Consider the following 26,963-nt stretch of genomic DNA (forward strand, 5'->3'; position numbering starts at 1 on the left):
CCGACCCATGACGATGAAGTCCCTTTTGAGCACCGCATCGCTCGCGTTCGCGATCGCCGCATTCTCGGCCGGCGCGCAGGCGCAGATCGCGATCGGGCACCTCGCCGACTATTCGGGCGGCACCTCCGACGTCGGCACGCCCTATGGCCAGGCCGTCGCAGACACCTTCGCCTGGGTCAACAAGAACGGCGGCGTCGGCGGCAAGCAGGTCAACGTCGACACCAACGACTACGGCTACCAGGTGCCGCGCGCGATCGCGCTGTACAAGAAGTGGTCCGCGCCGGACAGCAAGGTCGCCGCGATCATGGGCTGGGGCACCGCCGACACCGAGGCGCTGACCGGCTTCCTCGCCCAGGACAAGATCCCCGACATGTCCGGCTCCTATGCCGCAGCACTCACCGATCCAGAAGGCGTCAGCGGCAAGGCCAAGCCCGCGCCCTATAACTTCTTCTATGGCCCGAGCTATTCGGACTCGCTACGCGCGATGCTGATGTGGGCCGCCGAGGATTGGAAAGCCAAGGGCAAGTCCGGCAAGCCGAAATTCGTGCATATGGGCGCCAACCATCCCTATCCGAACGCACCGAAGGCCGCCGGCGAAGCCATGGCGCAGGAGCTCGGCTTCGAAGTGCTGCCGCCACTGGTGTTCGCGCTGACGCCGGGCGACTACAGCGCGCAGTGCCTGAGCCTGAAATCCTCCGGAGCCAACTACGCCTATCTCGGCAACACCGCGGCCTCGAACATCTCGGTGATGAAGGCCTGCAAAACCGCCGGCGTCGAGATCCAGTTCCTCGGCAACGTCTGGGGCATGGACGAGAACGCCGCCAAGACGGCAGGCGATTCAGCCAACGGGGTGATCTTCCCCTTGCGCACCGCGGTGAGCTGGGGCGGCGATGCGCCCGGCATGAAGACGGTGATGGAAATCTCGAAGATGTCCGACCCCAGCGGCAAGGTCTATCGTCCCGTGCACTACGTCGCAGCGGTCTGCTCGGCGCTGTACATGAAGGAGGCGATCGATTGGGCCGTCAAGAACGGTGGCGCCACCGGTGAGAACGTCGCCAAGGGCTTCTACCAGAAGAAGGATTGGGTACCGGCCGGAATGGAAGGCGTCTGCAATCCCTCGACCTGGACCGACAAGGACCATCGCGGCACGCTGAAGGTCGATCTCTACCGTACCAAGGTCTCGGGCGCGACCGACGGCGATCTCAACGACCTCATGGCCAAGGGCACGATCAAGCTCGAGAAGGTGAAGACCGTCGAGCTGCCGCGCAAGCCGGAATTGCTGGGCTGGTGAGGCCGGCTTTGACCACACGAACACTGTCATCCCCCGCCTTGTGCGCATTGCGAACCGGAGCGGGGGATCCAGTACGCCGCAGCTTCTCGAGGAATCTCCGGCGCCTCTGGAATACTGGGTCACCCGCCTTCGCAGGTGACGACAGCGGAGAATGAAGACGCATGTCCCAAACCATTGAAGCAACCCGCTCAACTCCCACCGCTGTCGCGACGCCGCCCCTCCTCGCGGTGCGTAACATCGAGGTCGTCTATGACGACGTCATCCTGGTGCTGCGCGGCCTCAGCCTCGACGTCCCCAAGGGCGCGATCGTGGCGCTGCTGGGCGCCAACGGCGCCGGCAAGTCGACGACGCTGAAGGCGATCTCGGGGCTGCTCAAGACCGAGGACGGCGAAGTCACGCGCGGCGAAATTGTGTTCGATAGCGAGCGGATCAACGGTATCGACCCCGACAAGATCGTCCGCCGCGGCATCTTCCAGGTCATGGAGGGCCGCCGCATCGTCGCCGACATGACCTCGCTCGAGAATCTCAAGCTCGGCGCCTTCACTCGCCGGGACCGCGAGGTCGATTCCGACCTCGACATGGTCTTCAACTACTTCCCGCGCCTGAAGGAGCGCACCGGGCTTGCCGGCTATCTCTCCGGCGGCGAGCAACAGATGCTCGCCATCGGCCGCGCCCTGATGGCGCGCCCGAAGATGATCCTGATGGACGAGCCCTCGATGGGCCTGTCGCCGCTGCTGGTGAAAGAGGTGTTCTCGATCATCCAGAAGATCAACCGCGACCTCGGTGTCACCATCCTCCTGGTCGAGCAGAACGCACGCGCCGCGCTGTCGGTGGCGAGCCACGGCTACATCATGGAGCAGGGCAAGGTCGTGCTCGACGGCACTGCCGACGAATTGCGCGACAACGAGGACGTCAAGGAATTCTACCTCGGCGGCGCCGGCGACCAGCGCAAGAGCTTCAAGAACCTCAAGAGCTTCAAGCGGCGCAAGCGGTGGCTCTAACCGAGCACCTGCTCCGCTTCCGTGACTGCGCAGAGAACATGATAGAACGACGATGCGGGAATGGTGTCGATCAGCGATTTGCCGTCGCGGTCGAACTGGTCGTACCAGCCACCCCTCACGGGATGGCTGAGATAATGCCGTTCGAGCCGCACCAGCGCCGCGCGCGCCTCCTCGGTCGCGCCCGCTTCACCGGATTCGGCCTGCGCGATCCAAGCCTTCGCGATCTCGGTCTGCGGCCACAGCCGGCGCGTGCTGCGACGGATGTTGCCGCTCGCATCGCCCTCATCGATCAGGCAGCCCGTGGCCTCGTCGCGATAGCGCAGCGCGGTCGCCAGCAGCTCCGCGCGCCGCTGCCCGGTCGGACAACCCGTGATGCGTTCGAAGCCCTTCAGCAGCCAGACCCATTCCGCCTGGTGGCCGGGCTCGACACTGACCGGCTCGATCTTCGACCAATCCTCCTCGAAATACTCCGACAACACATGCTTCTGCTTGTCGTAGAGGTTGGCGAGGAACAGCGCGAAGAACTCGCCGGCGCGGTTCTGGAACGACAGATCGTGGGTCGCATCGAAACAGGCGATCATCGCCTCGAACAGATGCATGTGCGGGTTCTGCCGGCGCGGCAACGAAACCGGAAGGCCTTCGTGCACGCCGCCGTGCGGCGAACGGAGATGGCCGTCGAGGAAGGCGAGCAGCGCGTCGATCTCGGCTCGAATCTGCGCGTCCTGGTCGAGCGCATAGACGGTCGCGAGAGCAAACAGGATGAAGGCGTGGTCGTAGGCATCGCGCCGGCCGTCCAGCACCGCCCCCTCCGGCGTCAACCGGTGCACATAGCCGGGCCGGCCGTCGGGCGCCTTGGCTTTGGCCAGGAAATGCTCCAATCCCTTCAGCGCAATGGCGCGCCCTTCGGAATACCAGCCCAACTGCGCAGCCTTGGCATAGCAATAGATCTGGCGGGCCTGCACGAATACGCGCCGTGGCGCGGCCGTGTCCGCGGTGCCGTCGCGGTGCAGCCGATCGATGAAGCCGCCCGCGGCATGATCCCACCCGACGGTCGACCACAGCGGCAGCGCCTCGTCGATCATGCGGCGCTTCAGGCGCGCGACGACATCCGCAGCCTCATCTGCCGCAATGCTTCTTACGTCCGCCATCGGGTCCTCTCTCGGCCTCACCAATGGCGGTCTGATACCCATGCCGGTGGCGGCGCGCAACGGATGCCAACACGGAAAGAACAGCCATGACCGCCCATTATGACGCCCGCGAGACCCGTGAGCCGGCAGCCCGCGAGGCCGATCTGTTCTCCCGCCTGCCGGCGGTGCTGCGAGCCGCGATGGCCGCCCCGGCCTATGCCGAGCGGCTGAGAGGCCTCGATGCCGCCGCCGTGACCTCCAGGGCGGCGCTGGCGGCCCTGCCGGTGTTGCGCAAGTCGGAACTGCCCTCGCTGCATAAGGCCTCAGCGCCCTTCGGAGGCTTTGTGGCGGCGGCCCCTGGCTCATTTGCCCGCCTCTTCACCTCGCCCGGCCCCATCTTCGAGCCGGAGGGGCGGCAGGCCGATCCCTGGCGCGGCGCAAGGGCCCTGTTCGCGGCCGGGTTCCGTCCCGATGACATCGTTCTCAACACCTTCAGCTACCATCTCACCCCCGGCGGCTTCATTTTCGATGCGTCGGCGCGTGCACTCGGCTGCGCCGTGATCCCCGCAGGGCCCGGCAATACCGAGCAGCAATTCGAGCTGATCGAGGCCTACCGGCCGGTCGGCTACAGCGGCACGCCGGACTTCCTGAAGATACTGCTCGATGCGGCAGCGAGCTCGAACCGCGACGTCTCCTCGATCAAGCGCGCACTGGTTTCGGGCGCCGCGTTCCCGCCTTCACTCCAGGCCGAGATCAAGGCGCGCGGCATCGACGCCTACCAGGCCTTCGGCACTGCCGATCTCGGGCTGATCGCGTTCGAGACCGAGGCGCGCGAGGGCATGGTCGTGAACGAGGACCTGATCCTGGAGATCGTCAAGCCCGGTACCGGCGATCCCGTCGCGCCCGGCGACGTCGGCGAGATCGTGGTGACCTCGCTCGATCCGCACCATCCCTGGATCCGCCTTGCGCTCGGCGACCTCACCGCCGCGCTGCCGGGGCCGAGCAAATGCGGTCGCACCAACATGCGCATCAAGGGCTGGATGGGCCGCGCCGACCAGACCACCAAGGTCAAGGGCATGTTTGTCCGTCCTGAGCAGATCGCCGAGATCGGCAAGCGCCATTCCTCGCTCGGAAGATTACGCCTCGTCGTCACACGACAGGGCGAGACTGACGCGATGACATTGCGAGCTGAGACGGCGGCCGCGAGCGAGGCGCTACGCGAAGAGATCGCTGGCACGTTGCGCAGCGTGACGAAGCTCGGAGGCACCGTCGAACTGGTCAGCCCCGGCGTGCTGCCGAATGACGGCAAGGTGATCGCCGACGAACGATGAATCTTGCCTGGCTACGTAGCCGGCTGATGATGTCCTATCTCAGCCGGCTTCGATCGAACGTCGGGATTGGACCATCGCGCCAGTCAGGTCTCCCCGCAGTTAGCGATCTGGCTGACCGATGCCCGAAGCGTTCGCACCTCAATAGCGGCGGTAGTAATAATTGTCTGGCCGGTTCTGAAACTCGCGCGGAACCATCCCGTTCGGGTAGCAGAGGCCATCGCGAATATCGAGATCGGCGCCGTGACCGCAGGGGACCGGGCGTCTGCGCATTCCGTACGACCGGTACGGAGTTTCATCATCGTACCCCGGCCCGTCGTATCGCGGGCGATAATATCGCTGCCGCGCCTCCTGGTCTTGAGGAGGCAGGTAACCGTTTGGATAACAAAGACCGTCTCGAGCGCTCAAGTCCCAGCCATGCCCGCAAGGGGGCGGATGCCTCGGCACGCCATACTGTACCTCGAGTGCGCGGTTGGAGCTTTCGGTCAGCGGTGCTGGAGCTCCATAGAGAGCAAGGATTGTCGCAATCGTGGTCAGCAGCATCTTGTTTTCTCCTGCGCAGGGGAGCATCGCCGGATGGTGCTGAATGCACCATGAACGCCGAAACTACGGGCAAATTGTCGCGCCTGGCGCGACGCCGCCCCTAAACTGGCCGCTCCCGCCTCAGATATCCGACGAAGTCCGACCGCCGAATTATCGCAATGATCGAATGCAGCTTACGGGGGACATGGGTCGATGACGCACGAGACGGGCGCTGACACTGATCGGGAACCACTGACTTGAAGAGTGTGCCGGGGATTGCACGCGGGTGAGCTTCTTGCGGAAATAGACGATGGACGAATTGGTCGGCTGTCGAGAGCACCTAACACAGCTCGCGGCAACCCTCCACTGCCGCGGCTTGTTCCTGCCGTCCAAAAGACTGTGGGCAGGCGGAAAATCGCTCGTTTCAAGGGCTTGTTGGGCGAGCAAGGGGTGGCGGCCCGCCTTGTTCTGGATAGATCGTGATGTTATGCCGCCTGCAAGCGAATGGGCAGGTGAGACGATGGAGCTTTCAACAAGGCCCGGCTATCGCGCCGAAATCGACGGGCTGCGCGCGATCGCGGTTCTTTCGGTCCTTGCCTTTCACTACGGCGCGCCGCTCCGCGGCGGGGTCACCGGCGTTGACGTGTTTTTCGTCATCAGCGGATTTCTGATCACGCAGATTCTGGCAGGTGAAATTGCCGCCGGAACGTTCTCGGTCCTTGGCTTCTACGAGCGACGGATGCGACGTATTCTGCCGGCCCTGCTGACGATGCTGGCTTTTGCTCTTCTGGCTGGCAAGTTCCTGCTCATGCCTGGGGATTATGCCTCGCTGGCGAAGAGCAGCGCCGCTGCCGCGTTCGGCGTCTCGAACTTCTTTTTTCTGGCTAATACTGGCTACTTCGACCAAGTCGCAGATTTTCTGCCGCTGCTGCACACCTGGTCGCTCGCGGTCGAGGAGCAGTTTTATCTCGTGTGGCCGCTGCTGCTGCTCGCGTTGGCCACCGTCGGTTCGAGAACGGCGCTTGCCGCGATCCTTGCCGTCATCGTGACGATCGGATGCGTCGCAAGCATCGTCTATTTTCACGTTGACCCCAAAAGTGCGTTCTACATGGCGCTACCCAGGGCATGGGAGCTTGCGCTCGGCGCTCTTCTGGCCTTTCTCCCCGCTCTACCGCTGCTTGCCGGCGAGATCGCCGCCTGGGTCGGATTGGCGCTGATTGCCGCGGGATTCCTCGTCGTGTCGCCATCGCGATTTCCCGGGGCGTCCGCCCTCTTCCCCTGCATCGGCGCTGCCCTCGTCATTTGGCCGCGCGCGCAAATCACGAACGCGAGCCGACTCCTCGGATTGCTCGCGCCGATCGGGTTGATCTCTTATAGCCTGTATCTATGGCATTGGCCGATCTGGGTGTATTTCCGGATCTATATCGAAAACGGAAAGCCGAGCATTGCCCAAGCAATCGGCCTTGCGGTCGTTTCGATCATCATATCAACCCTGTCGTATCGCTACATCGAGCAGCCGTTCCGGAAGCCGCGCTGGACAGCCCCTCGTACGGTCGCGGCCGGCTTCGCCTCGATCATGTTCGTCTTCTGCGCTTCGATGTATGTCGACAGCGCCGACGGGCTTCCGCAGCGACTCCCACTCGAAGCGCAAGCCATGCGCAGCATGCAGGTCATGTGGGACTGGCCCTGTCCAGAGACGACGCGAATCAACGGTATCCCTGGCGGCTTTTGCACCTTTGGCGCTCCCTGGCAAAGCGCGAAACGAAAGACAATGATCTGGGGCGACAGCCATGCGCAGCATTTTGCGCCCATCTTCGCCGCCATCAATACCGATCCCGACCGGGCCTTTCTTGTTTATGCCGGTTGTTCAGCGGTGCTCGGCGATGACTACTACATCATCTCCGTCGACGTTCCCAAATATCCTGAGCGATGCCAGAGCTTTCATGCGAACGGCATGAAGATCATCGCAGAAGACGACGCGATCGATCAACTCGTCATCACCTCCAACTGGCTCGATCTGCCCGTGAGGATCGGCAAAGGAGATGTCGAGTTCGGAATTCAGGCGATGCGCAACGCGCTGTTGAAGCTATTCGATGCGACATCGAGGCCGGAGCGCCGCTATTTCCTGATGGGAACAGTGCCTGAGCTTCCCCGTAACGTCGTCGAGTGCGGCCATCAAAGCAATTCGACGCTGCTCCGAGCACCCTGCACCGCGACGATCGGGCCGGCGGATGCGCGCATCATCAGGCGGAAGACGGACTTCATCGACGCGCTATTCGCCGAGCTCGCAAAGACGGTCCCTCACGTCACCGCGGTCATTCCGGCCGAGAAACTGTGCCGGAGCGACGGTTGTGACGTCCATCTCGACGATGAGTTTCTCTGGCGGGACATCGGCCATATCCGTCGCAATCTGCGCCTGCAGACGCGAAAGGATTTTGCCGACAGGATCGGCTTGACGGCTGCGCTCGCCGACGATCGCCAAAAAGCCGCCGCTCAAGCGAGCCCGGCGGACGTCAGGGCTCGATGAGTACGCCGCCGCGCTATGAATGCGCGGCGGTCACGAGGCCCGACGAAAACCGTCGGAAGGCGATGGGTTTTCGATGATTCACGACGCGATCCCATTCGCAAGCAAGTTCGAAGGGACCTTCGCCCGCGGCATCGAAATCAATCCGCGCGGCGCCGTGCGGTTTCACCGTGACAGGGTGTCTGGCCGAGTAGGATGGGCCAGTCAACGTGAGCGCGGCGCTCGCGGTCACACCGCTGGAGTTCATAAGGAAGTAGCTGATCCCGGTCAGGTTCGGATCCCCCTCCAGAAGCGCGGAGCGACGGACGAATGCGTTCTTCAAGGGTGGGAATCGATCCATATATTTGTGCGAATGCGTAATCTGCGGCGCACCGCGCTCGCTTCGCGGCATGAAGATCGTCATGAATTGCGGAGACGTCATGCCAAGGAAGTCGATGCCCGACGGGGAACTGTAGTGGCAGCGGATCGAGAACATGCCGTGCTCGTCCGGTTCACACCCCAACAATTCGGAGATCGGCCTCTGAAGCGTCTCGAAATGCTTCACCCTGTGCTCGCGGTCGGCCACCAGCTTGCCATTCCGGTCAAAGGCCCGAATACCGTACGTGATGTCGATGTTGGTGTCCGGCGCAAGAAAGCTCAGATGGTGCGGAATGCTGATGATCGTGTCGAAATCCGCGTCGTGTCGATATAGCTGAACCATGTTCTGCCGGATCGGCGACCCGAACAGGTGAGGTTTGGCCTTCTTCAGCTTCATATGGGCCGCATCAAGGGCGCGACCGGCGCGGGCAAGTGCCGCAGGGAGGAGATTGGTCATAGCTTCAAATCCCCGAACGCCGCCTTCTGGAAGCGTCCTCTGAGAGCCGGATTGAATGGTGCCTCCGTGAAGTAAATCGGGGGAAGCGAGTGCTCGATCCCGAGTGCGCCGCTGGTCAGGTTTCGGAATACGGTGAAGACCGCAAACTGACTTGCCCCACCGCGGATACGAAGCGACAGCCCTTGACTGGGATCGATCCCGTGACTTCGCGCCAATTCTGCAACGGGCAAAAGGTAGGTCGAATTCAAGCCAGCATCGATCTCGGTGACTGCAAGGACTTGCGCCGACATGTTTCTAATCTCGACCTGCATCTTATTGGGTCGCGCCGGCTTGTCGCTCTCAGCAACGAGATTCGCAAGCACGACGAAGGTCTCGACATTCGGCAGTAGCACGTTGTAGTGCGCCTGATGCACGATCGGGCTGAACTTGAAGCCCGCATCCCGGAGCGGAACGAGGCCAGTCAACACCGAGACCTGCTGCGCGCCATCGCGATACAGCAGTTCGCCTTCACTCTCGGACCCGGGCTCGCCCACAAGCTCAACCGTGTTCAACTCGTCGTTCGACACGGGAAGATGTGAAGCCCATTGGGACCGCCGCAGGCGTACGATCGGAGCTGGATCGAACTCCGCAACCGAAGCAAGTAAGCCACCCTGAAACGTCCTAACCCGGATCGAGGTCGCCTTCGTTTTTACCGCGAAGCCCGACTCTTGCCCGATAGAGGCAAGCGACGGGACCAGCAATCTTCGTTGCAAGGGTGTCCCCCAAAATACAATGTCGAAAGGTTGCGGGAAGGTACCCGTCAACCGACCCGTGCACAAGCCCCGCGGACACTCGTCACAGACCACGTCTGCGGACACAATGTTCGAGTTCCGTCGAATAATACGAGCGCACTCAAGGCGGACCTTCGTGAGCTCACCAAGAGATGCGCCCCATTTCCGGCAGTCCCGGGAAACTTGCATCGTTCGGCCCCCTGCCGTATCTACGACCCTGATCGAGGCCTTTTCGAGCGGCTCGCCACCGGGGATAAGGGCTGGAATTGCCTCCGCTTTTTGGACCCAGAACCTTGGCAGACAAGAGCCACGTCACCATCGCCGAGACCGAGACCATTGAAGAAGCCTTCCGGCGCCTCAATGCAAACATGCTCGGCATTCTATTCGCACAGGATGCGAGCGGACGAATCGTCGGCGCGGTAACCGACGGCGATATCCGCAGGCGCATGCTGACGGGCCTCACCATCCACGATCGGGTAGCGACCTGCGTGAATCGCAACTTCGTCTGGGCGCGCTCCGGCGGACCACGCGAGCAAATTCTCAAACTGCTCGACCAGCGTGTGCATGTGGTTCCGATGCTGGATGGCGAAGGACGGCTGGTCGACGTGTTCAGCCGCGAGCTGTTCAACCTGTCCGAGGAGAGCGAGGTGTTCGCGCGCGCCCGCTCGCCGGTCCGCATCTCCTTCTCCGGTGGCGGGACCGATCTCACGCACTATTTCGTGGCGAATGACGGCGGCGCGGTCATCAACGCCACGATCAAGATGTACGCTCACGCGACGCTGCGACGGCGGAACGATTCCAGCATCCGGATCTATTCGCACGATTTCCGGCGCACAATCGAGGCGAACAACCTCGCAGACCTCGGAACGGACGGAGATCTGGCGCTGATCAAATCCGTCGTACGCCTGATCAAGCCCGCTTACGGGTTCGAGCTCGAAGTCTCCGCCGACTTCCCGGTCGGCTCCGGCCTCGGCGGCTCGGCGGTGGTCACCTCCGCCATCATCGGCTGCTTCAACGAATTCCGCAGCGATCAGTGGGACCGCCACGAAATCGCGGAGATGGCGTTCCAGGCCGAGCGGCTGATGCTCAACATCCCCGGCGGCTGGCAGGATCAGTACGCCACCGTGTTCGGCGGCTTCAATCACATGGAGTTCTTCTCCGACCAGAACACCATCGTACCGCTGCGTCTCGACCCCAACATCATCGCCGAGCTCGAGGAGAGCCTGGTGCTCTGCTACACCGGCTCCGGCCGCGATTCCGGCGCCATCCACCGCGACCAGAAGGCACAGCACGAGACCAGCGACGCCGTCGCCGCGGCTGCCAAGCAGAAGGAAGTCACGCGCGATATCCGGCGACACCTCCTGCGCGGCCAGCTGCTCGAATGCGGTCGGCTGATCGACGAGGCCTGGCACGCCAAGCGGAAGCTGAGCTCGAAGATCTCGTCGGACGCGATCGATGCGGTCTACGATTTCGCCAAGCAGCATGGTGCGGTCGGCGGCAAGCTGCTGGGCGCCGGCGGCGGCGGATATTTCATGTTCTTCGTACGTCCATTCGAGCGCTACCAGCTCATCGGTGCACTGGAACAACAGGGGCACAACTGTTCGCGCGTGATGTTCGAAGAGAACGGCCTGAGGACGTGGAAGTCGCGCTTTCCCACGCGATTCACCTGACGTTTATGAGACGAGAATGTTGATGACATCGCCCAAGCAGCCCGCTCCGGTCCGCATCGGCAACCATCTTCTGGGCGACGGCGAACCCTGCTACGTCATCGCCGAGATCGGCAACAACCACAATGGCGACTTCGACCGCGCCATCGCGCTGGTCGATGCCGCGGTCGCCGCCGGGGCCGATTGCGCCAAGTTCCAGATGCGCAAGCTTGACGAGGTCTATCGTGCATCGAGCCTCTCCGGCAAGGACGACGACCTCGCGGTCGAATATACGCTCGATCTGTTGCGGCGCTTCGAGCTTCCGACCGCGCAGCAGAAGAAGATCGCCGAGTACTGCGCAGCGAAGGGCATCCAGTATCTCTGCACGCCCTGGGACGCGAGCAGCGTCGCCGTGCTCGAAAGCTTCGGCGTGCAGGCCTACAAGGTTGCCTCGGCCGACCTCACCAACCTGCCCCTGCTCGCGCGCCTCGCCACCACCGGCAAGGCGCTGATCGTCTCGACCGGCATGAGCACGACGGAGGAGATCAGGGCCGCGGCAAGATTCCTCGACGAACGCAACGCGAGCTACGTGCTGCTGCATTGCCAGAGCACTTATCCGGCCGCGCTCCACAACATCCATCTGCGTTTCATGGAGACGCTGCGCGAGATCCATCCGGTCGTCGGCTATTCGGGCCACGAGCGCGGGATTGCCGTTTCGACCGCCGCCGTCGCGCTCGGCGCCGTCGTCATCGAGCGCCACATCACCCTCGACCGCGAGATGGAGGGGCCGGACCATGCCGCGAGCCTGGAGCCGGAAGAATTCAAGGCACTCGTCTCCGGCATCCGCGAGGTCGAGGCGGCGCGGGGCGAGAAGCGGGCCGAGCGCGCGCTGAGCCAGGGCGAGTTGATCAACCGCGAAAATCTCGCCAAGAGCCTGGTGGCCGCGCGCGACCTTTCGGCCGGCACCGTGATCTCCGAAGCCGACATCGCCGTGAAGAGCCCGGGACAGGGCCTGTCGCCGCTGAAGATGCCAGCGCTGCTCGGTCGCAAGCTGACGCGGACGATGGCGGCCGACGACTATTTCTTCCAAAGCGATCTCGACGAAGGCGCGGCAAAGGCACGGCGATACCGCTTCGACCGCCCCTGGGGCGTGCCCGTGCGTTATCACGACGCCGAGCGCTTTCTGGAAATCTGCAAGCCCGACATCATCGAGTTCCATCTCAGCTACAGCGACATGGAGCGCGATCCCGCGGCCTATCTTTCCGGTACCTACGATCTCGGCTTCGTCGTGCACGCGCCCGAGCTGTTCGCCGGCTCCAAGCTGATGGACCTTGCAACGCCGGACGAGGCGCTGCGGCGCTATTCACTGGAGCAGACACAGGCGGTGATCGACATCACCCGCGGCCTGAAGAAGTACTTTCCAAAGACCAAGCGCCCGCCCATCGTCGCCAATATCGGCGGCTTCACCATGGACGAGCCGCTGCCGCCAGAGGAGAAGGCGGAACGCTACCGCATCTTCGCGCAGAGCTTGACTGAGCTCGACATGGATGGTGTCGAGCTGACGCCGCAGACCATGGCGCCGTTCCCCTGGCATTTCGGCGGCCAGCGCCACCAGAACATCTTTATCTTCCCCGAGGAGTCGGCCGCATTCTGCGCCAAGCATAACTTACGCATGTGCGTCGACATCTCGCACACGAAACTCGCCGCCAATCATTTCGGCTTCGACTTCGCGCAAGGTCTCGCCCAGCTCGGGCCACACACCGCGCATCTGCACTTCGGCGACGCCAAAGGGCTCGACGGCGAAGGCCTCCAGATCGGCGAAGGCGAGATCGATTTCGACGAGATCGGCCAGGTCCTGCGCAAGCATGCACCGACCGCCTCGTTCATTCCCGAGATATGGCAAGGCCACAAGAACATGGGCGAAGGCTTCTGGACCGCGCTCGAGCGCCTCGAGGGACACATCTGATGGCGCGCAAGACGCTGGCCGTGATCGCCGCGCGCGGCGGCTCGAAGGGCATCCCGCACAAGAACCTGCTCGATCTCTGCGGCAAACCGTTGATCGCTTGGACCGTCGAGCAGGCCCGCGCGGCGCGGGGCGTCGACGTGGTGGCGGTCTCGTCGGACAGCGACAACATCCTCGCCGCGGCTGAGGCCGCTGGAGCTGTCGGCGTGCGGCGCCCGGACGACATTTCCGGCGACCTCGCTTCCTCCGAATCCGCTTGGCTGCATGCGCTCGAGGCCATCGATGCGCGCCTCGGGCGCTTCGAGCGCATCGTCGCGCTCCAGGCGACCTCGCCGATCCGCGAATCCGCCGACATCGAGCAGGCCCTCGAGACCTTCGACCGCGAGCACCTCGACAGCCTGCTCTCGGTGTGCGAGGTCGAGGACTATTTCAACTGGCGGATCGGCGCCAACGGCCCGGAGCCGATCAACTACGATTTCCGCAACCGCCGCATGCGGCAGCAGATCGAGAAGCGCTATCTGGAGAACGGCTCGTTCTACGTCCTGATCCCATCTCTCCTGCGCGAGCAGAATAACCGTCTCGGCGGCAAGATCGGTTTCCACGTCATGGAGCGTCACAAGATGTTCCAGATCGACCGTCCCGAGGACGTCAAGCTTTGCGCCGCCATCATGCGAAGTTACGGCTATGCCTGACCTCAGCGCCTTCTCGCTCAAAGGCAAGATCGCGGTTGTCACCGGCGCCTCGCGGGGCATCGGCGCCGCTATTGCGGCCGGCCTCCAAGATGCGGGCGCTACAGTGTTCGGCCTCAGCCGGTCCGGGACCGCGCCGCGGGACATCACCGCGATTGCCTGCGATCTCTCCGACGACAACGCGATCGAAGACGCATTCGGCATGATCGCGGCGCAAGGCGGGCGTATCGACGCGCTGGTCAATGCCGCCGGCATCAGCCTGCCCGCAAACAGCGCTGAAAGCGAGCTTTCGCGCTTCCGCGCTACGGTCGCGACCGACCTCACCGGCGTCTACGCCACCATCCTTGCCGCCTATCCGCTCCTGAAGAAGGCGGGCTCGGCCGCAATCGTCAACGTCACCAGCATCAATTCGATCCGCGGCTTTCCCGGCAATCCCGGCTACGTTGCGGCGAAGGCGGGCCTTGCCGGGTTGACGCGCGCCCTCGCCGCCGACTACGCGCCCGACGGCATTCGCGTCAACGCACTGGCGCCGGGTTACGTCGCGACCGAGATGACCGCGAGGAGCTTCGCCGATCCTGCCATGCACGAGGATCGACGCCGCCACACCATGCTCGGTCGCTGGGGACAGCCTGCCGACATGGTGGGAGCGGCCGTTTTCCTGGCGTCGGAAGCCTCCGCCTACGTGACCGGTCAGGAGATCTTCATCGACGGCGGCTGGACCGCCAAAGGCCTCGCCATCAGTTCGGATAGCAAATCGTGACCGCAACGCTCGAACGCATCGGCTTCATGCAGGGACGCCTGTCGGCGCTCGTCGACGGCAAGATCCAGGCGTTCCCATGGAATGAATGGCGTGAGGAATTCCCGCGCGCGAAAGAGCTCGGCCTGACGCGGATGGAATGGACCATCGATCAGGAACGGCTGCGTGAGAACCCGCTGGCGACAGAGCCGGGGCAGCAGGAGATTCTGGCACTGTCGCGCCAGAACGGCGTCCGCATCCCGAGCCTGACCGGCGACTGCTTCATGCAGGCGCCATTCTGGAAGGTCGATGCCGTCGTGCGTGACGCGCTCGTCGCCGACCTCGACCTCCTGATCGCCGCCTGCAGCCGCATCGGCATCGAGTTCGTCGTGATCCCGCTGGTCGACAACGGCAAGATCGAGCGCGCGAGCGAGAGCGATACATTGAAGCGTGTGCTGCTCGCCCGCTCCGAGCAGCTCGCAAGGCGGAACGTCAAGATCGTCTTCGAATCCGATCTGCCGCCGCGGGAGCTTGCCAGGTTCATGGAGGCGTTTCCGACTGACGTTTTCGGCATCAACTACGACAGCGGCAACAGTGCCTCGCTGGGCTATGACAGCGAGGAGGAGATCGCCGCTTACGCGCCGCGCATCCTCAATGTGCATGTGAAGGACCGCATTCGCGGCGGCACCACCGTGCCGCTCGGCACCGGCAACGCCGACCTTCCCAAGACCATCCGCCTGATCGAGCGTTCCGGCTACAAGGGTCAGTACATTCTGCAAACTGCGCGCGCCGCCGACGGCGATCACGCCGGAGCGCTCGCCAGCTATCGCGACATGACGATCGGCTGGATCGAGGACGCGGCGCGATGAAGCTCGAGCTGAACGATCGGGTCGCTCTCGTCACCGGCGCCAGCCGCGGGATCGGACTTGCGATCGCGACGACGCTCGCTGCGGAAGGAGCCAAGGTCGCGCTCGCCGCGCGGGGGGCCGATGCACTTGATGCGGCTCGAGCTGCGATCGGCGGGAGCACATCGGCGCACGCGGCCGACGTTACCGACCCGGTCGCTGCCGCGACGCTGGTACACGAGGTTGAGCGGCGCTGGGGGCGCCTCGACATCCTCGTCTGCAACGTTGGCAGCGGCGCTTCCGTACCGCCCGGGAAGGAAACCGCGGCGGAGTGGTCGCGAGTAATGGACCTTAATCTGTTCGCCACGACCAACATGATCGAGGCCGCCCGGCCGCTGATGGCGCGCGGCAGCGGCGACCGCACGATCGTCTGCATCTCTTCGATCGCAGGCATGGCGGCGCTTGGCGCACCCGTCACCTACTACGCTGCAAAGGCCGCGCTGAATGCGACCGTTCGCGGCCTGGCCCGCCCGCTGGCGCTCGAAGGCATTCGCGTCAATGCGGTTGCGCCCGGCAACATCCTCTCGGTGGACGGTACCTGGGCGCGCAAGCTTGCGGAAAACAGACCCGCGGTCGAGGAGATGCTCGAGCGCGAGGTGGCGTTGCGCCGGCTTGGCAAGCCGGACGAGGTCGCCGACCTCGTCGCATTCCTCGCCTCACCCCGCGCGGCATTCATCACCGGCAGCGTCATGGTCGCCGACGGCGGCCAGTTGCGCAGTTGAACAGGAGCCTCCGGATGGCAAGCCCGTCTTCACGCTATGACCTGACCGGCCGCACTGCTCTCGTAACCGGCGCAGGCGGGTTGCTCGGGCGCCAGCATGTCGCCGCGCTTGCCGAGGCCGGCGCGCGTGTCGTCGTCACCGACGTCGGGCTTGCGCAGGCTGAAGCGGCCGTTGCCGCGCTCAGGCAGCAGGCGCCGTCCGCCGACCTGATCGCGCTGGCGATCGATGTCACCACACTCGACTCGGTGCGGGCAGCCAGCGAGCAACTTTCCGGGCGCGGCGTCTCCGTCGACATCCTCGTCAACAACGCAGCGATCGACCCCAAGGTGACCTCCGCACCGGGGGTAATGCATTCTTCGCGCTTCGAAGCATTTCCGGTCCCGCAATGGCAGACGGAGATCGCCGTAGGCCTGACCGGTGCGATGCTGTGTGCGCAGGTGTTCGGCGGCGCCATGGCGGCGCGTGGCCGCGGCGTGATCCTCAACATCGCCTCGGATCTCGGCGTGATCGCGCCGGACCAACGGCTGTACCGCCAGCCGCAGGTGATGCGTGAAGAAGAGCAGCCGGTGAAGCCGGTGACTTATTCGGTGATCAAGCACGGCTTGATCGGGCTGACGAAATATCTGGCGACCTACTGGGCCGACCACGGCGTGCGGGTCAATGCGATCTCGCCGGGGGGCGTCTTCAACAACCAGGACCCGGCTTTCGTCGAACGACTGACGCGCCTGATTCCGATGGGCCGCATGGCCGATGTGGACGAGTACCGCGCGGCGGTACAGTTCCTCTGTTCGGATGCATCGAGCTACATGACAGGACAGAACCTGGTGATGGACGGCGGCAGGAGCGTATGGTAACCAGCGGCATTCTCCCCATTCCAGATAACGATCCGGCGCAAGAGCGAACATGTTCAATCAAAAAGCCATTCTGATCACTGGGGGCACAGGATCGTTCGGGAAGAAGTTCGTCGGCCGCCTGCTGACGGACTTCAAGCCGCGCCGCGTCGTCGTCTACTCGCGCGATGAGCTGAAGCAATACGAGATGCAGCAGGAGTTCGATCAGCCCCCGATGCGCTATTTCATCGGCGACGTCCGGGACGGCGAGCGCCTCCGCACGGCCATGGAAGGGATCGACTTCGTCGTTCACGCCGCTGCGCTAAAGCAGGTGCCGGCCGCCGAATACAATCCCATGGAGTGCATCAAGACCAACGTTCATGGCGCGGAGAACGTGATTCAGGCGGCGCTCGCGGCGAACGTCGAGAAGGTGATCGCTCTCTCGACGGACAAGGCTGCGCAGCCGATCAATCTCTACGGCGCGACCAAGCTGGCGTCCGACAAGCTGTTCATTGCGGCAAACAACATGGCTGGCGGCCATCGCACGGCCTTTGCCGTGGTGCGTTACGGCAATGTCGTCGGTTCGCGCGGCTCGATCGTGCCGCTATTCAACAAGCTGATCGCCGCAGGTGCGGATCATCTGCCGATCACCGATCCGCGGATGACGCGGTTCTGGATCTCGTTGCAGCAGGGCGTCGACTTCGTGATCAAGAGCTTCGAGCGCATGTCGGGCGGCGAGATCTTCGTTCCGATGATCCCTTCAGTTCGCATTCCGGATCTGGCTGCGGCAATGGCCCCAACACTGCCGACCCGGGTAATCGGCATCCGTCCGGGCGAAAAGCTCCACGAGGTCATGTGCCCGACCGACGATTCGCATCTGACGGTGAAGTTTCACGATCATTTCGTGATCAAGCCGACGATCAAGTTCTTCCGCCGCGATGTGGACTATCTCACGAACCAGATCGGCGAACGTGGTGAGCCGGTTCCTGATGGCTTCGAGTACAATTCCGGTCGAAACGACCACTTCCTCGACCCCGCCGAGATCCGGGACTTCAACAAGATTGCCCTCCAATGATCCCCTATGGGCGCCAGGATATTTCCGCTGAGGATATCGACGCAGTCACGCAGGTGCTGCAATCGGACTGGCTGACCCAAGGACAGGCCGGTCCCCGCTTCGAGCAGGCGATGGCCGGATACTGCGGTGCCCGCAACGCAATCGCGGTATCAAACGCAACGGCAGCCCTTCATATCGCCTGTCTTGCGCTCGATCTCGGACCGGGTGACATCCTCTGGACCGTGCCGAACACGTTCGTAGCTTCGGCCAATTGTGCGCTCTATTGCGGAGCCAGCGTCGACTTTGTCGACATCGATCCGCGCACCTACAACATGAGTGTGGCTGCGCTCTCGGAGAAGCTAGCGCAGGCCAGCACCGAGGGAAGATTGCCCAAGGTGGTGATTCCCGTCCACTTTGCCGGCCAGTCCTGCGAAATGACGCCGATCCGCGCGCTGGCTGATCGCTATGGCTTTCGCATCATCGAGGATGCGTCGCACGCAGTCGGCGGCGAATATCTGGGACGGAAGATCGGAGCTGCGCAGCTCAGCGATATCGCGGTCTTCAGCTTCCATCCGGTGAAGATCATCACGACCGGCGAAGGCGGCATGGCGCTCACCAACGATCCAAGGCTCGGGGAGCGACTTGCTTATCTGCGCACCCACGGCATTGTACGCCCGGTGCAGACCGATCCGCCTGAAGCGGATCGCTCCAACGAGGACCGGCATGGTCCCTGGACCTACGAGCAGATCGAGCTCGGCCTGAACTATCGCATGACCGACATTCAGGCTGCGCTCGGCGCCAGCCAGCTGGGCCGGCTCGACGCCTTTGTCGCACGCCGGCGCGAGCTTGCGAAGCGCTACGATGCCCTGCTCGCCGGGCTGCCGGTAACCAGTCCATGGCAACACCCTGACACGAATTCTGCCTGGCACCTCTATGTGATCCGGCTGCGGCGAAACGAGATCAAGCTCTCGCGACGTGAGGTCTTCGATGCATTGCGTTCGGCAGGCATCGGCGTCAACGTGCACTATATCCCGGTGCACACCCAGCCCTACTATCAGCGTCTCGGCTTCCGCGCAGGCATGTTTCCTGAAGCCGAAAGTTACTATCAGGACGCCATCACGTTGCCGCTGTTTTCGAAGATGACGGATGCCGAACAAGACACCGTCGTCAGCGCACTCACGAAGATCCTCTCGTGAAGATCGCAGTCATTCCGGCGCGCGGCGGAAGCAAGCGGATTCCCCGCAAGAACATCCGTCCGTTCTGTGGCAGACCCATCATCTCATACTCGATCGATGCGGCGCGCCAGAGCGGCCTGTTCGACGAGATCATCGTGTCCACCGACGACGAGGAGATCGCAGCGGTGTCGCGCCAACTGGGCGCGACGACGCCGTTCGTCCGGCCGAGGGAGATTGCCGACGATTTCACCGGCACCAATGCAGTCGTCAAACACGCCGTCACGTGGTTCCGCGAACGAGGCAATGAGATCAGCCACGCCTGCTGCATTTACGCCACCGCACCGCTGATTCAGCCGCGTTACCTGCGCGAGGGGTACGAGGCCCTCACTTGCTCGGACGCCGCCTTCGCCTTTTCGGTCACCAGCTACGCCTTTCCGATCCAGCGGGCCGTGCGTATCACGACGTCAGGACGGGTGGACGCTTTCTATCCTGAACACCGTCTGACCCGCTCTCAGGACCTCGAGCCGGCCTATCACGATGCGGGCCAGTTCTACTGGGGAACGGGCGACGCCTTTCGTGATGATGTGCCGCTGTTTTCCGAGCGATCGATCGGCATCGTTCTTCCGCGGAAGTATGTGCAGGACATCGACACGCTCGAGGACTGGGAGCAGGCGGAATACATGTTTCGCGCCATCAGTCGCGGCTAAAGCGCGATGAGACTTAGATGAAGCGTCATCGCGCTTAAGGTTGTTGTTTGCGCATGATTTTTCCGGAAAACGCTTCGCACTGTTCCGGATCATGCTTTAGGCCGCCCGCTACATGCCAGCCCCGACCAGCGGTAATCCTAAGGCGCCGCAGTCGCCTTGAGCAGCGGGCGAAGGAATGCCGCCAGGTCGCCGTCCTTGTACAAGTGCCCGGGCAGCCCGGCGGCGGGAGCCGCTTCGACATCGCGATCATTGTCACCGACCAGAAGGCTTCCTTCCGTCCGGACGGGCCAACCGTTCATGCAATCGATGATCATGCCCGGAGCAGGCTTGCGCCGGTCGCTGACGCGCCGAAACGCCTCAATCGTGCCCTCCTCATGATACGGGCAATATTGATAGTCGTCGATGTGAGCGCCCACCGCCGCGAGTTCTCCGCTCATCCAGTCATGCAGGCGGTGAACGTCCTCGACGCCGTAATAGCCGCGTGCAACTCCCGACTGATTGGTGGCGACGAAGGCGTAATACCCGAGATCGTTGCAGAGCTTGATCGCTTCGCGTGCGCCGTCGATCCATTCGAAATCCTCGATCCGGTGCACATAGGCCTTGTCGACGTTGAGCACGCCGTCCCGATCGAAGAAAACCGCTGGGCGGCGTCGCCGCTCCGGGAGTTCGTGCTGGACCCGCTCGAAATCAGAGGGGATGCCGATGTCGATGAAGAAGCCGTCGTAGAGACTCGCCTCGAGTTGTCCTTCGGCGACCAGCCTCGGAAACACCTGTTGCTCCAGCGAGCATGGCAGTTCGTCAATATACCGGAGAACTGCCCGGTCGATGCAATAGACGCCCGTATTGATCGGCCCGTTCGGCTGGGCACCGGCTCCGAGAAAACGCCTGACGCGACTCCCTTCGAGCACAACACGACCGTAGCGATCTCCCTCCTGGTCACGCTTGAGTGCCATATGGACGATGGCGGACGAACTCCGCGCGCGCAGGGCGAGATCCAGCAAGTTGAAATCGAACCAGGAGTCGCCGTTCAGAAGAAAAAAGCGATCCTGCAGCACTCCAGCGGCATGCTTCAACGCACCACCCGTGCCGCACGGCGCTGGCTCGCAAACGACCGTCACCGAAGCATGGCGCCAGCGCTTGCCGTGGTAGGCCTCGACGACGACGTCGGCGCGGTGGCCGGCGAGCAGCACGACCTCCTCGACCGTCGGATAGCGCGTCAACTCGTCGAGCAGATGGTCGAGAAAGGGTCTGCCGGCGACTTCCAGCAGTGGTTTGGGAACGAGCCGGGTTCGCTCCCCCAGCCGTGTCCCGAGACCACCGACCAGGATGACGGCCTGCCTCAACATGTTCGCGCGGCGCCCCTAGTGTGCGCGGGCAGAGCCCGGCATGCGGATCATGGCGTACACGAGCAAAGCCAGCAATGCAATTGCTCCGGCAAAGATCGCATGTCGGATGGCTCGAGGCGATGACTGGACAACTATCACGTCCTCGCTCAGGGATGCCGGATAGGTCTTCGACGGTCCCATCCTGCTCACCAGTCTGCGCCGCTCCGCGTTTGCGGCAGCCAACCTCTCTTCGTTCTTCGTCGTCAGATCCAGCAGCCACACGCGGCGCAGCACTAGCGCGGAGGCATCGCCGGGTGCGGAGGGCGAGATCAAATCGCTAGTCGCCAAGGATTCTCGGATTCGAGTCAGGCTAACGATGTTTTCATCTTCCAGAGCAAGTTGAGCGCTGAGCTCGGAGACCAAGGGAGCGCGCAGCTTCTCCTGCTCCTTGTTCAACTCGTTGACCGCGGCCTCCAACGCATCTCGGGCCTGCTTCTCGCTCGCCGCCGTCACGACGAGCGTCAATGCATCGGCCACATTCGGACGTGCGTTGAAACTATCCAGGATGAGGCTCCGACCCCGGTCGTCGGGACCGGCTACCGCACCCGAGGCGCCCAGGGCACGAACCAGGAACATCCGCTGATTCATTTGGGCGGCCGTCGCCTGCGGCGTCATCAGATCCGCGCCGTCGACCCGAGCGAGGCGAACCCCGGCCGTCGCGGTATAGGTCGCGGGCGCCATCTGACTGACGAGGAACACCGCGAACATGACCGCCAGCGTTCCTATCGCGATCATGCCCAACCGCTTCCGGACCGAGCGATCGAGAAACGTCGACAGTCCGCCGAAATACTCGAGAATAGATATCTGCGGCTGTGCATTACTCATACTGCTATTCCTTCCGGTCTCACACGACGGGCTTGCCGGCAACCGAAGCCGTAGCCGTGATCATACTCCAGCGCCACCTGTCCTCCAGAACATATGCGAAGATAGCGGCAGCAATCTTTATCATGAATGTGACCTGTATGAACGAATTGACCATCCCGGACACGAGGAAGATCGAAAGCGCGTAGAAGATCGGAGTCAGAAAAAAACAAGTGACGTAACGCTCTTCCACGAGGCAGCGGGTCAACAGGAACATGAATTCGGAGAACAGTATGGCCGAGATGGCGACGAGACAGAGGCCTCCGGCTGGACCTGCCAGCTCGAAAAGGACCTCTGGCCACCCTCCGGTGTAAGCCGATCCCTGCGCGATGATGAAATGGGCGCGCTCGAGCGGCAGTCCAATTTCCATCAGGAATTGCATGGTCGAGTTGCGGTTCGGATTGAACGGGTCCACGAACAGCTTGAAGAAGGCATGATCGCTATTCCAGTCGTTGTGCAGGAAGACGCGTTCATATGTCATCCACCACATCTCGCCCTGCTGAACCAGGATGCGTTGGACGAGTTTGGTCTGGAGGGCAACCGTTTCACCGGCGCGAACGACCACGTAGGAATAGACGAGCGCAACTCCAACCAGAAGAACGAAGCCAAGCGCAGGCAACCAGACGCGGCGCAACACCTTCGCCAAGGAGATCTGGCCCTTGAACTGCTTGCCAAGCAACGCGGCTCCCATCGGAACCATGAGGAATGAAAGGTAGAGATAAAACGACGAGAAGCGATGCCCAACCGCAAACAGATACAGTATCAAGGCCGCAAACAATGCACCAAAGCGCTTGTCCAGAGGCTTGTCGTAGAGTGCGGGCAGTGACAGGAGAACGCCGAGCTGAAATGCCAGCATCGGCCCCCATTCCAACAGCCGCTGATGCAAGGGGCCGCCGTAGAGCCGCGCATAGTCGAAGCGCTCGAGGCCCGCGAACAGCGGGATATGACCGCGGATCAGCAACTCGATCCAAAGCGCGAGCACGAACAAGCCGACAACGCGAAAGGCCGCGTCGGTCAAACTCCAATCGCCGGTCTTCAGCACAGCAGATAGCCGGATGACCGAATCATCCGAAAGTGCACGCAGGCGCCGCGGGCGAAAGGAGACGAGCAATGCCGCCAGGACGAGCGCCTGGGACGCCGCCAGCGGCAGCACGGCACATCCTGGACCGAGCTCGCGCTCGAGTTGCTCGGAGTAGACTGGTCCGAACACGTCGATGTAGAGAACGGAGAGGAGCCGCCAGGCAAATGCAAAGAAGAAGAAGAAAAGGATCAGCAGGAGGCCGGGTCGGCTTATCGCGATGCGACCCATGGCTGCGAGCATGACTCCGACAACGCTGATGCAAAGCATCGCTGGAAACAAGCTCTCCATGTTCCACCAAGAGACCTGCATCTCATCCCCACCGACAGCTGGATCGCCGAACCACTGACGTGGGCAGGTTCCGGATCAGTCCGAATCGCCCAGCGGCGCCCAAGCATAGAGCAATCCGTCATTGTGCAGGGTGGGTGCAAAGTTCATTCGCTCCCTCGCGCTCACGCGGATCCGGCCAGCGCGATCCAATTCGTCGAGCAGCGTCCACAGCCTGGTTTGATAGTCCATCGATCGAATGTAGATCCGGCTGGCGATGTCCCGCGGATCGGAAAGGTCCAACATGTCGACTGCGGGCTCGATATTGATGACGCGCGCCGGTCGCGCTTTCAGGATGTGATCAACGACGGCCTCGACGGCATGGGGAATCTGCTCGATGCAGAAATAAGTCAGTATTGTCGCGCCTTTGAGTTCCTGGAAGGCAGGATCGGCGGGATCGGTCAGGTCGATACGCCCGAAGCTGATCCGGTCGCCCAGCCCGAAATGGCCCGCGATCTGCCGGCCGGCCTCGATCCCATTCGGGGCGATGTCGAGACCGCGCAGCCTGGTCCATCGCCGGTCGATCGACAGCGAGAAGAGATTGTATCCAAAGCCCGCGCCAAGTTCGAGGAGCGACGTCTCTTCGCCGGCGTGCCGCGCGATCAACCGCGAGAGCGCGCCCAGCCGGTACCGATAGTATTCTCTGGTGGAAATCCGGACGATCCGGCCATCGACCTTGGCGAGGCGCGATGCCTCGTTATGGCCGACCAGAAAGTCCTCGAGTGAGCGTTCGCGAAGCCAAGCGCGCTCGGATAGGATGCGGCCCCATTCCCCCGAATTGTATTCGGCATCAACGATGTCGTGCGTCCGCCTGACGTTCTTGAACGCGATCCGACGAAGGCTGCGCGCGATATCGACGGCATAGGCTCTCGACAGCTCCAGCCGTGAAGCAGGCTTCAAATCAGGCGCAAACGTCACCAAACGCCCTTTCAGAGATTGATCATGAGATCGGAGTGCCTATCCATCACAGGCCCAGCAGAAGCTTTTCGAACGCCGTCGTATTCGGCGTCGCAAAGAATGGTCGGTTCTTGGCACCGGGGAACATCCGCGGAAACGAGAAGAACGTCGCGGTGTACAGCAGCCGTCCATGCCCCGGCCCCATTCGGCTCCCCATGTGCAGGCATCTCGTGGTGTCGACCATGAAGGATGAAAGCCGCGGTGCCCTCATCACCTTGATCTCCTCGCGCGGCACCTTGTCGAACACCTGCTCGTCAGGGAAGTGGCTCCCCAGAAGAGGGTAGCCGAACTTGTCCGTCGACTGCTTCGGGAGGAAAGTGAACGGACCGTCGGCGTCGTCCTCGACGTCGGTCAGATAGCTGAAGAACTTGATCACCCGCACGTCGTCATGATCACGATGCCAAAGCTGCGAAGAGGCCAGGCTCTCACCAGTGTAACGGGAGTAGGACAACAGCACGTAGTCAAGCCAGGGGACCTCACCCAGCGCCGTCGAGACAACGTTGACAACCGACTTCTGCATCGCATAGCGGACGAAGATGTTGTCCGCGCTGAGCTGACCATTCTGCATCTCGGCATCGAGCAGGCGCACCCAGAATTTCTTCCAAGTCGAACTCTGCTTGGCCTCCAGACCCTCGATATCCTTCAGCCTCATCATGCCCGCGTCCGCGAACGCCTGCTGGATTGACGGGTCCATCAGCTCGGTAACCACCGCATAGCCGTCCCGGTTCAAATCCTCGGCCTTGGCTTTCTCCTGCGCCGATACGGTCAGGAGCTCGGCCTGGCGACGCCGCTCCTGCTTCTCGCTGAGGTGCCATGTGCTGACGCCCGTCTTGACCGCCCAACGGAGCGGCGAACGGTTCACGTGCCAAAGCGCCCTGGACATCAATCCCATTTTGCCGTCCCCGCCCCTGCCGGATCTAGAACTCGCGCTGTTCCCAATGGGCTCAGTCAAGCGATTTGGCCTTAGCAAATCCCCCAAACGCGAGCAACCGCAGAGTGTCGGTCGGGAACTCCACGACGCCATGGGGCGCCGGACATTTCAGCGCTGCGTCAACGCCCGGGCAAATTTGCCGACCATTGTCCGGTCGCTACGGGACAGTATCAGGCCGATGCTCAACGCCCATGCGGCGATGCACGCGCCCCCTCCCACGACGGCGAGAGCCGGCAAGGTCGCCGGTGTGTCGTACATCTTGTAGCCGGCCGCCATCGCTGCGAGGATCGCCGCCACCAGCAACTGTCTGCCCAGTTGCTGCCAGAACAGCGAATTTGGCAGGCCCATGAGGGACAGCATCCGATGGGCGATGATCGGCGCAAAGAGGATGTAGGATATTGCCCAACCGAGAAGAAAGGCACGCTCGCGCAACCAAGCCGCGGCGAGCGCTGTGGCGATGTATTGTGTTAGCACCTGGAAATAGAGAAGACGCGTGTTAGTGCGGAGAAAATCCGATCGCACCATCAGCGCTGTCTGACCCGCCCCCAACATGGCCGTTACGGCAGGAACCAACAGCGCCAAGGCAAGCCAGGGCCATTGATCCGCATGCTGCGGGCCGACCCACACCCTCAATATGTCCTCGGAGAAGAGCCCGATGACGACGAGGATCGGGACAATGATCGCAGCCGGTAGAACCAGACCGTTCCGCCCCAGCAATTGCAGCCGCCGAACGTCGGTTTTCTCGTCCAGATGGGTGGAGATCGGAAGAATCGCCGAGTAAAGAGGGCTCATCGTCGTCTTCAGAAACCGTGGAAGCCGCGTCAGCAGGTCAAAGGTCCCGACCTCGACCGGTCCATACAATGCGCCAATCATCAGCGGAATGAGGGTTTGCTGTAGTGCGCCCGCTATCCTGTTGTTGAACATGAGCCAACAGCGATCAGCGACATCGTGCCGGCTCGCAGGCGTCCAGACGCTGAAACGCAGCGGAGTACCGCGTGCCGCAAGGTAGATCACCAACGCCAGCACGAAGTATTTTGCAGCCATGGCGCCCAGATACGCATAGGCAATCCACTCGAACGCAGCGTTTTGCCAGAAGGCGAGATAGATCGAGCCAACGTAGAGAATGCTGCTTCCGACTTCCGTCAACCGAAGCCAGCTATATTCCTCGAAGCCTTTGAGCGCGCCCTCGACCACCAATCCGACGAAGGCGATCGGAAGGACGAGCGCGGTGATCCGGAGGATCGACACGAACGCCTGGGCCTGTTCGGGAGCCACCCTGAAAACGAGAGCAAGGCCGGGTGCCGCAACCCACAGCACGATACTCGAGGCGATGCCGGCGAACACCGCGATTACAGTCAACAGCGATATCTTCTCGCCAGCCGCCGCCCAATCCCCGAGCCGCCCGCGAGCGATCGCCTGGGTCGCGACCTCCGATACGCCGAAATCGATCAGAACGAGAAAACCGCTCGGAAGAAAGCCGCGCACCAGGACGATCAGGCCGAGCACGGCCAATCCGTAGGACTTCGCGATCAAGCCGACGGCAAACAGGCCCAGCACGCCAGAAAAGCTGTAGGCAACGGCCGAGATCGCAGTGTTATGCACAAAGCGGCGCAGCACGGG

The 26,963-nt window shown here is 62.7% G+C and carries 24 protein-coding genes; 14 read left to right on the forward strand and 10 right to left on the reverse strand.

Translation table 11 applies throughout. From position 1 onward, the window contains the following. Positions 1-7: 7 nt before the first annotated feature. Both X268_RS21905 and X268_RS21910 read left to right on the forward strand, forming a co-directional pair. Positions 8-1,291: an ABC transporter substrate-binding protein gene (locus tag X268_RS21905; protein ID WP_128926840.1), complete on the forward strand. Its 1,284-nt coding sequence runs from the start codon at positions 8-10 to the stop codon at positions 1,289-1,291. A 161-nt stretch (positions 1,292-1,452) separates the two neighbouring features. Then, positions 1,453-2,292, forward strand: coding sequence for an ABC transporter ATP-binding protein (locus X268_RS21910; RefSeq protein ID WP_128926841.1), 840 nt, complete (start codon positions 1,453-1,455; stop codon positions 2,290-2,292). Here X268_RS21910 and X268_RS21915 read toward each other — a convergent pair. Then, entirely contained in the window at positions 2,289-3,440 is a 1,152-nt protein-coding gene (locus X268_RS21915) for an AGE family epimerase/isomerase (RefSeq protein ID WP_164937857.1), read from the reverse strand. The two genes, X268_RS21910 and X268_RS21915, sit on opposite strands and share 4 nt — an antisense overlap. Positions 3,441-3,526: 86 nt before the next feature. On the opposite strand from X268_RS21915, the gene X268_RS21920 reads away from it, so the two are divergent. Beyond that, the gene (locus X268_RS21920) at positions 3,527-4,750 is read left to right on the forward strand and encodes a phenylacetate--CoA ligase family protein (RefSeq protein WP_128926843.1); all 1,224 of its coding nucleotides are present in this window, start codon (positions 3,527-3,529) and stop codon (positions 4,748-4,750) included. Between the two features lie 138 nt (positions 4,751-4,888). On the opposite strand, the gene X268_RS21925 is transcribed toward X268_RS21920, so the two are convergent. After that, on the reverse strand, positions 4,889-5,290 hold the full coding sequence (locus tag X268_RS21925) for a hypothetical protein (RefSeq protein ID WP_128926844.1): 402 nt from the start codon (positions 5,288-5,290) through the stop codon (positions 4,889-4,891). A 289-nt stretch (positions 5,291-5,579) separates the two neighbouring features. Between X268_RS21925 and X268_RS21930 the strand changes: the two genes are divergently transcribed. Further along, on the forward strand, positions 5,580-7,796 hold the full coding sequence (locus tag X268_RS21930) for an acyltransferase family protein (RefSeq protein WP_245477592.1): 2,217 nt from the start codon (positions 5,580-5,582) through the stop codon (positions 7,794-7,796). 13 nt (positions 7,797-7,809) lie between these two features. Here the strand turns inward: X268_RS21930 and X268_RS21935 are convergent, their stop codons facing one another. Beyond that, positions 7,810-8,607, reverse strand: coding sequence for a hypothetical protein (locus tag X268_RS21935; RefSeq protein ID WP_128926845.1), 798 nt, complete (start codon positions 8,605-8,607; stop codon positions 7,810-7,812). Then, positions 8,604-9,359: a hypothetical protein gene (locus tag X268_RS21940; RefSeq protein ID WP_128926846.1), complete on the reverse strand. Its 756-nt coding sequence runs from the start codon at positions 9,357-9,359 to the stop codon at positions 8,604-8,606. Before X268_RS21940 ends, X268_RS21935 begins: the two co-directional genes overlap by 4 nt. Positions 9,360-9,670: 311 nt before the next feature. Between X268_RS21940 and X268_RS21945 the strand changes: the two genes are divergently transcribed. The 10 genes from X268_RS21945 to pseF are packed head-to-tail and all read left to right on the forward strand — an operon-like array spanning position 9,671 to position 19,804. Continuing rightward, positions 9,671-11,047 carry a GHMP family kinase ATP-binding protein gene (locus X268_RS21945; RefSeq protein WP_128926847.1) on the forward strand — a complete coding sequence of 459 codons (1,377 nt, stop codon included), beginning with the start codon at positions 9,671-9,673 and terminating at the stop codon, positions 11,045-11,047. Positions 11,048-11,069: 22 nt separating this feature from the next. After that, positions 11,070-12,989, forward strand: a complete 1,920-nt coding sequence (locus tag X268_RS21950; protein ID WP_245477594.1) for an N-acetylneuraminate synthase family protein — start codon at positions 11,070-11,072, stop codon at positions 12,987-12,989. Continuing rightward, positions 12,989-13,678, forward strand: a complete 690-nt coding sequence (locus tag X268_RS21955; protein WP_128926849.1) for an acylneuraminate cytidylyltransferase family protein — start codon at positions 12,989-12,991, stop codon at positions 13,676-13,678. The genes X268_RS21950 and X268_RS21955 overlap by 1 nt, the downstream gene beginning before the upstream one ends. Further along, the gene (locus X268_RS21960) at positions 13,671-14,435 is read left to right on the forward strand and encodes an SDR family oxidoreductase (protein WP_128926850.1); all 765 of its coding nucleotides are present in this window, start codon (positions 13,671-13,673) and stop codon (positions 14,433-14,435) included. The genes X268_RS21955 and X268_RS21960 overlap by 8 nt, the downstream gene beginning before the upstream one ends. Further along, a complete protein-coding gene (locus X268_RS21965; RefSeq protein ID WP_128926851.1) occupies positions 14,432-15,280 on the forward strand; it encodes a sugar phosphate isomerase/epimerase family protein in 849 nt (282 codons plus the stop codon). Before X268_RS21960 ends, X268_RS21965 begins: the two co-directional genes overlap by 4 nt. Then, positions 15,277-16,038 carry an SDR family NAD(P)-dependent oxidoreductase gene (locus X268_RS21970; protein WP_128926852.1) on the forward strand — a complete coding sequence of 254 codons (762 nt, stop codon included), beginning with the start codon at positions 15,277-15,279 and terminating at the stop codon, positions 16,036-16,038. Before X268_RS21965 ends, X268_RS21970 begins: the two co-directional genes overlap by 4 nt. Positions 16,039-16,052: 14 nt before the next feature. After that, entirely contained in the window at positions 16,053-16,892 is an 840-nt protein-coding gene (locus tag X268_RS21975; RefSeq protein ID WP_128926853.1) for an SDR family oxidoreductase, read from the forward strand. Positions 16,893-16,941: 49 nt separating this feature from the next. Beyond that, the gene (gene pseB / locus X268_RS21980) at positions 16,942-17,943 is read left to right on the forward strand and encodes a UDP-N-acetylglucosamine 4,6-dehydratase (inverting) (protein ID WP_128926854.1); all 1,002 of its coding nucleotides are present in this window, start codon (positions 16,942-16,944) and stop codon (positions 17,941-17,943) included. Next, positions 17,940-19,118 (forward strand): UDP-4-amino-4,6-dideoxy-N-acetyl-beta-L-altrosamine transaminase, encoded by a 1,179-nt coding sequence (gene pseC / locus X268_RS21985; RefSeq protein ID WP_128926855.1) that lies wholly within the window; start codon positions 17,940-17,942, stop codon positions 19,116-19,118. Before pseB ends, pseC begins: the two co-directional genes overlap by 4 nt. Beyond that, entirely contained in the window at positions 19,115-19,804 is a 690-nt protein-coding gene (pseF, locus tag X268_RS21990; protein ID WP_128926856.1) for a pseudaminic acid cytidylyltransferase, read from the forward strand. Before pseC ends, pseF begins: the two co-directional genes overlap by 4 nt. A gap of 137 nt (positions 19,805-19,941) precedes the next feature. Here pseF and X268_RS21995 read toward each other — a convergent pair whose 3' ends face one another. The 6 genes from X268_RS21995 to X268_RS22020 form a co-directional block, all read right to left on the reverse strand. Further along, the gene (locus tag X268_RS21995; RefSeq protein ID WP_128926857.1) at positions 19,942-21,150 is read right to left on the reverse strand and encodes an HAD-IIIA family hydrolase; all 1,209 of its coding nucleotides are present in this window, start codon (positions 21,148-21,150) and stop codon (positions 19,942-19,944) included. 15 nt (positions 21,151-21,165) lie between these two features. Next, the gene (locus X268_RS22000; RefSeq protein WP_128926858.1) at positions 21,166-22,014 is read right to left on the reverse strand and encodes a GumC domain-containing protein; all 849 of its coding nucleotides are present in this window, start codon (positions 22,012-22,014) and stop codon (positions 21,166-21,168) included. Between the two features lie 19 nt (positions 22,015-22,033). Continuing rightward, positions 22,034-23,371 carry a DUF6418 domain-containing protein gene (locus tag X268_RS22005; protein ID WP_128926859.1) on the reverse strand — a complete coding sequence of 446 codons (1,338 nt, stop codon included), beginning with the start codon at positions 23,369-23,371 and terminating at the stop codon, positions 22,034-22,036. A 123-nt stretch (positions 23,372-23,494) separates the two neighbouring features. Beyond that, entirely contained in the window at positions 23,495-24,061 is a 567-nt protein-coding gene (locus X268_RS40070) for a class I SAM-dependent methyltransferase (protein WP_245477595.1), read from the reverse strand. Positions 24,062-24,419: 358 nt separating this feature from the next. After that, positions 24,420-25,274: a hypothetical protein gene (locus X268_RS22015; protein WP_245477597.1), complete on the reverse strand. Its 855-nt coding sequence runs from the start codon at positions 25,272-25,274 to the stop codon at positions 24,420-24,422. A 177-nt stretch (positions 25,275-25,451) separates the two neighbouring features. Continuing rightward, positions 25,452-26,960 carry a lipopolysaccharide biosynthesis protein gene (locus X268_RS22020; RefSeq protein WP_128926862.1) on the reverse strand — a complete coding sequence of 503 codons (1,509 nt, stop codon included), beginning with the start codon at positions 26,958-26,960 and terminating at the stop codon, positions 25,452-25,454. Positions 26,961-26,963 lie beyond the last annotated feature (3 nt).

It is taken from the genome of Bradyrhizobium guangxiense (genome assembly GCF_004114915.1).
GTDB lineage: Bacteria > Pseudomonadota > Alphaproteobacteria > Rhizobiales > Xanthobacteraceae > Bradyrhizobium > Bradyrhizobium guangxiense.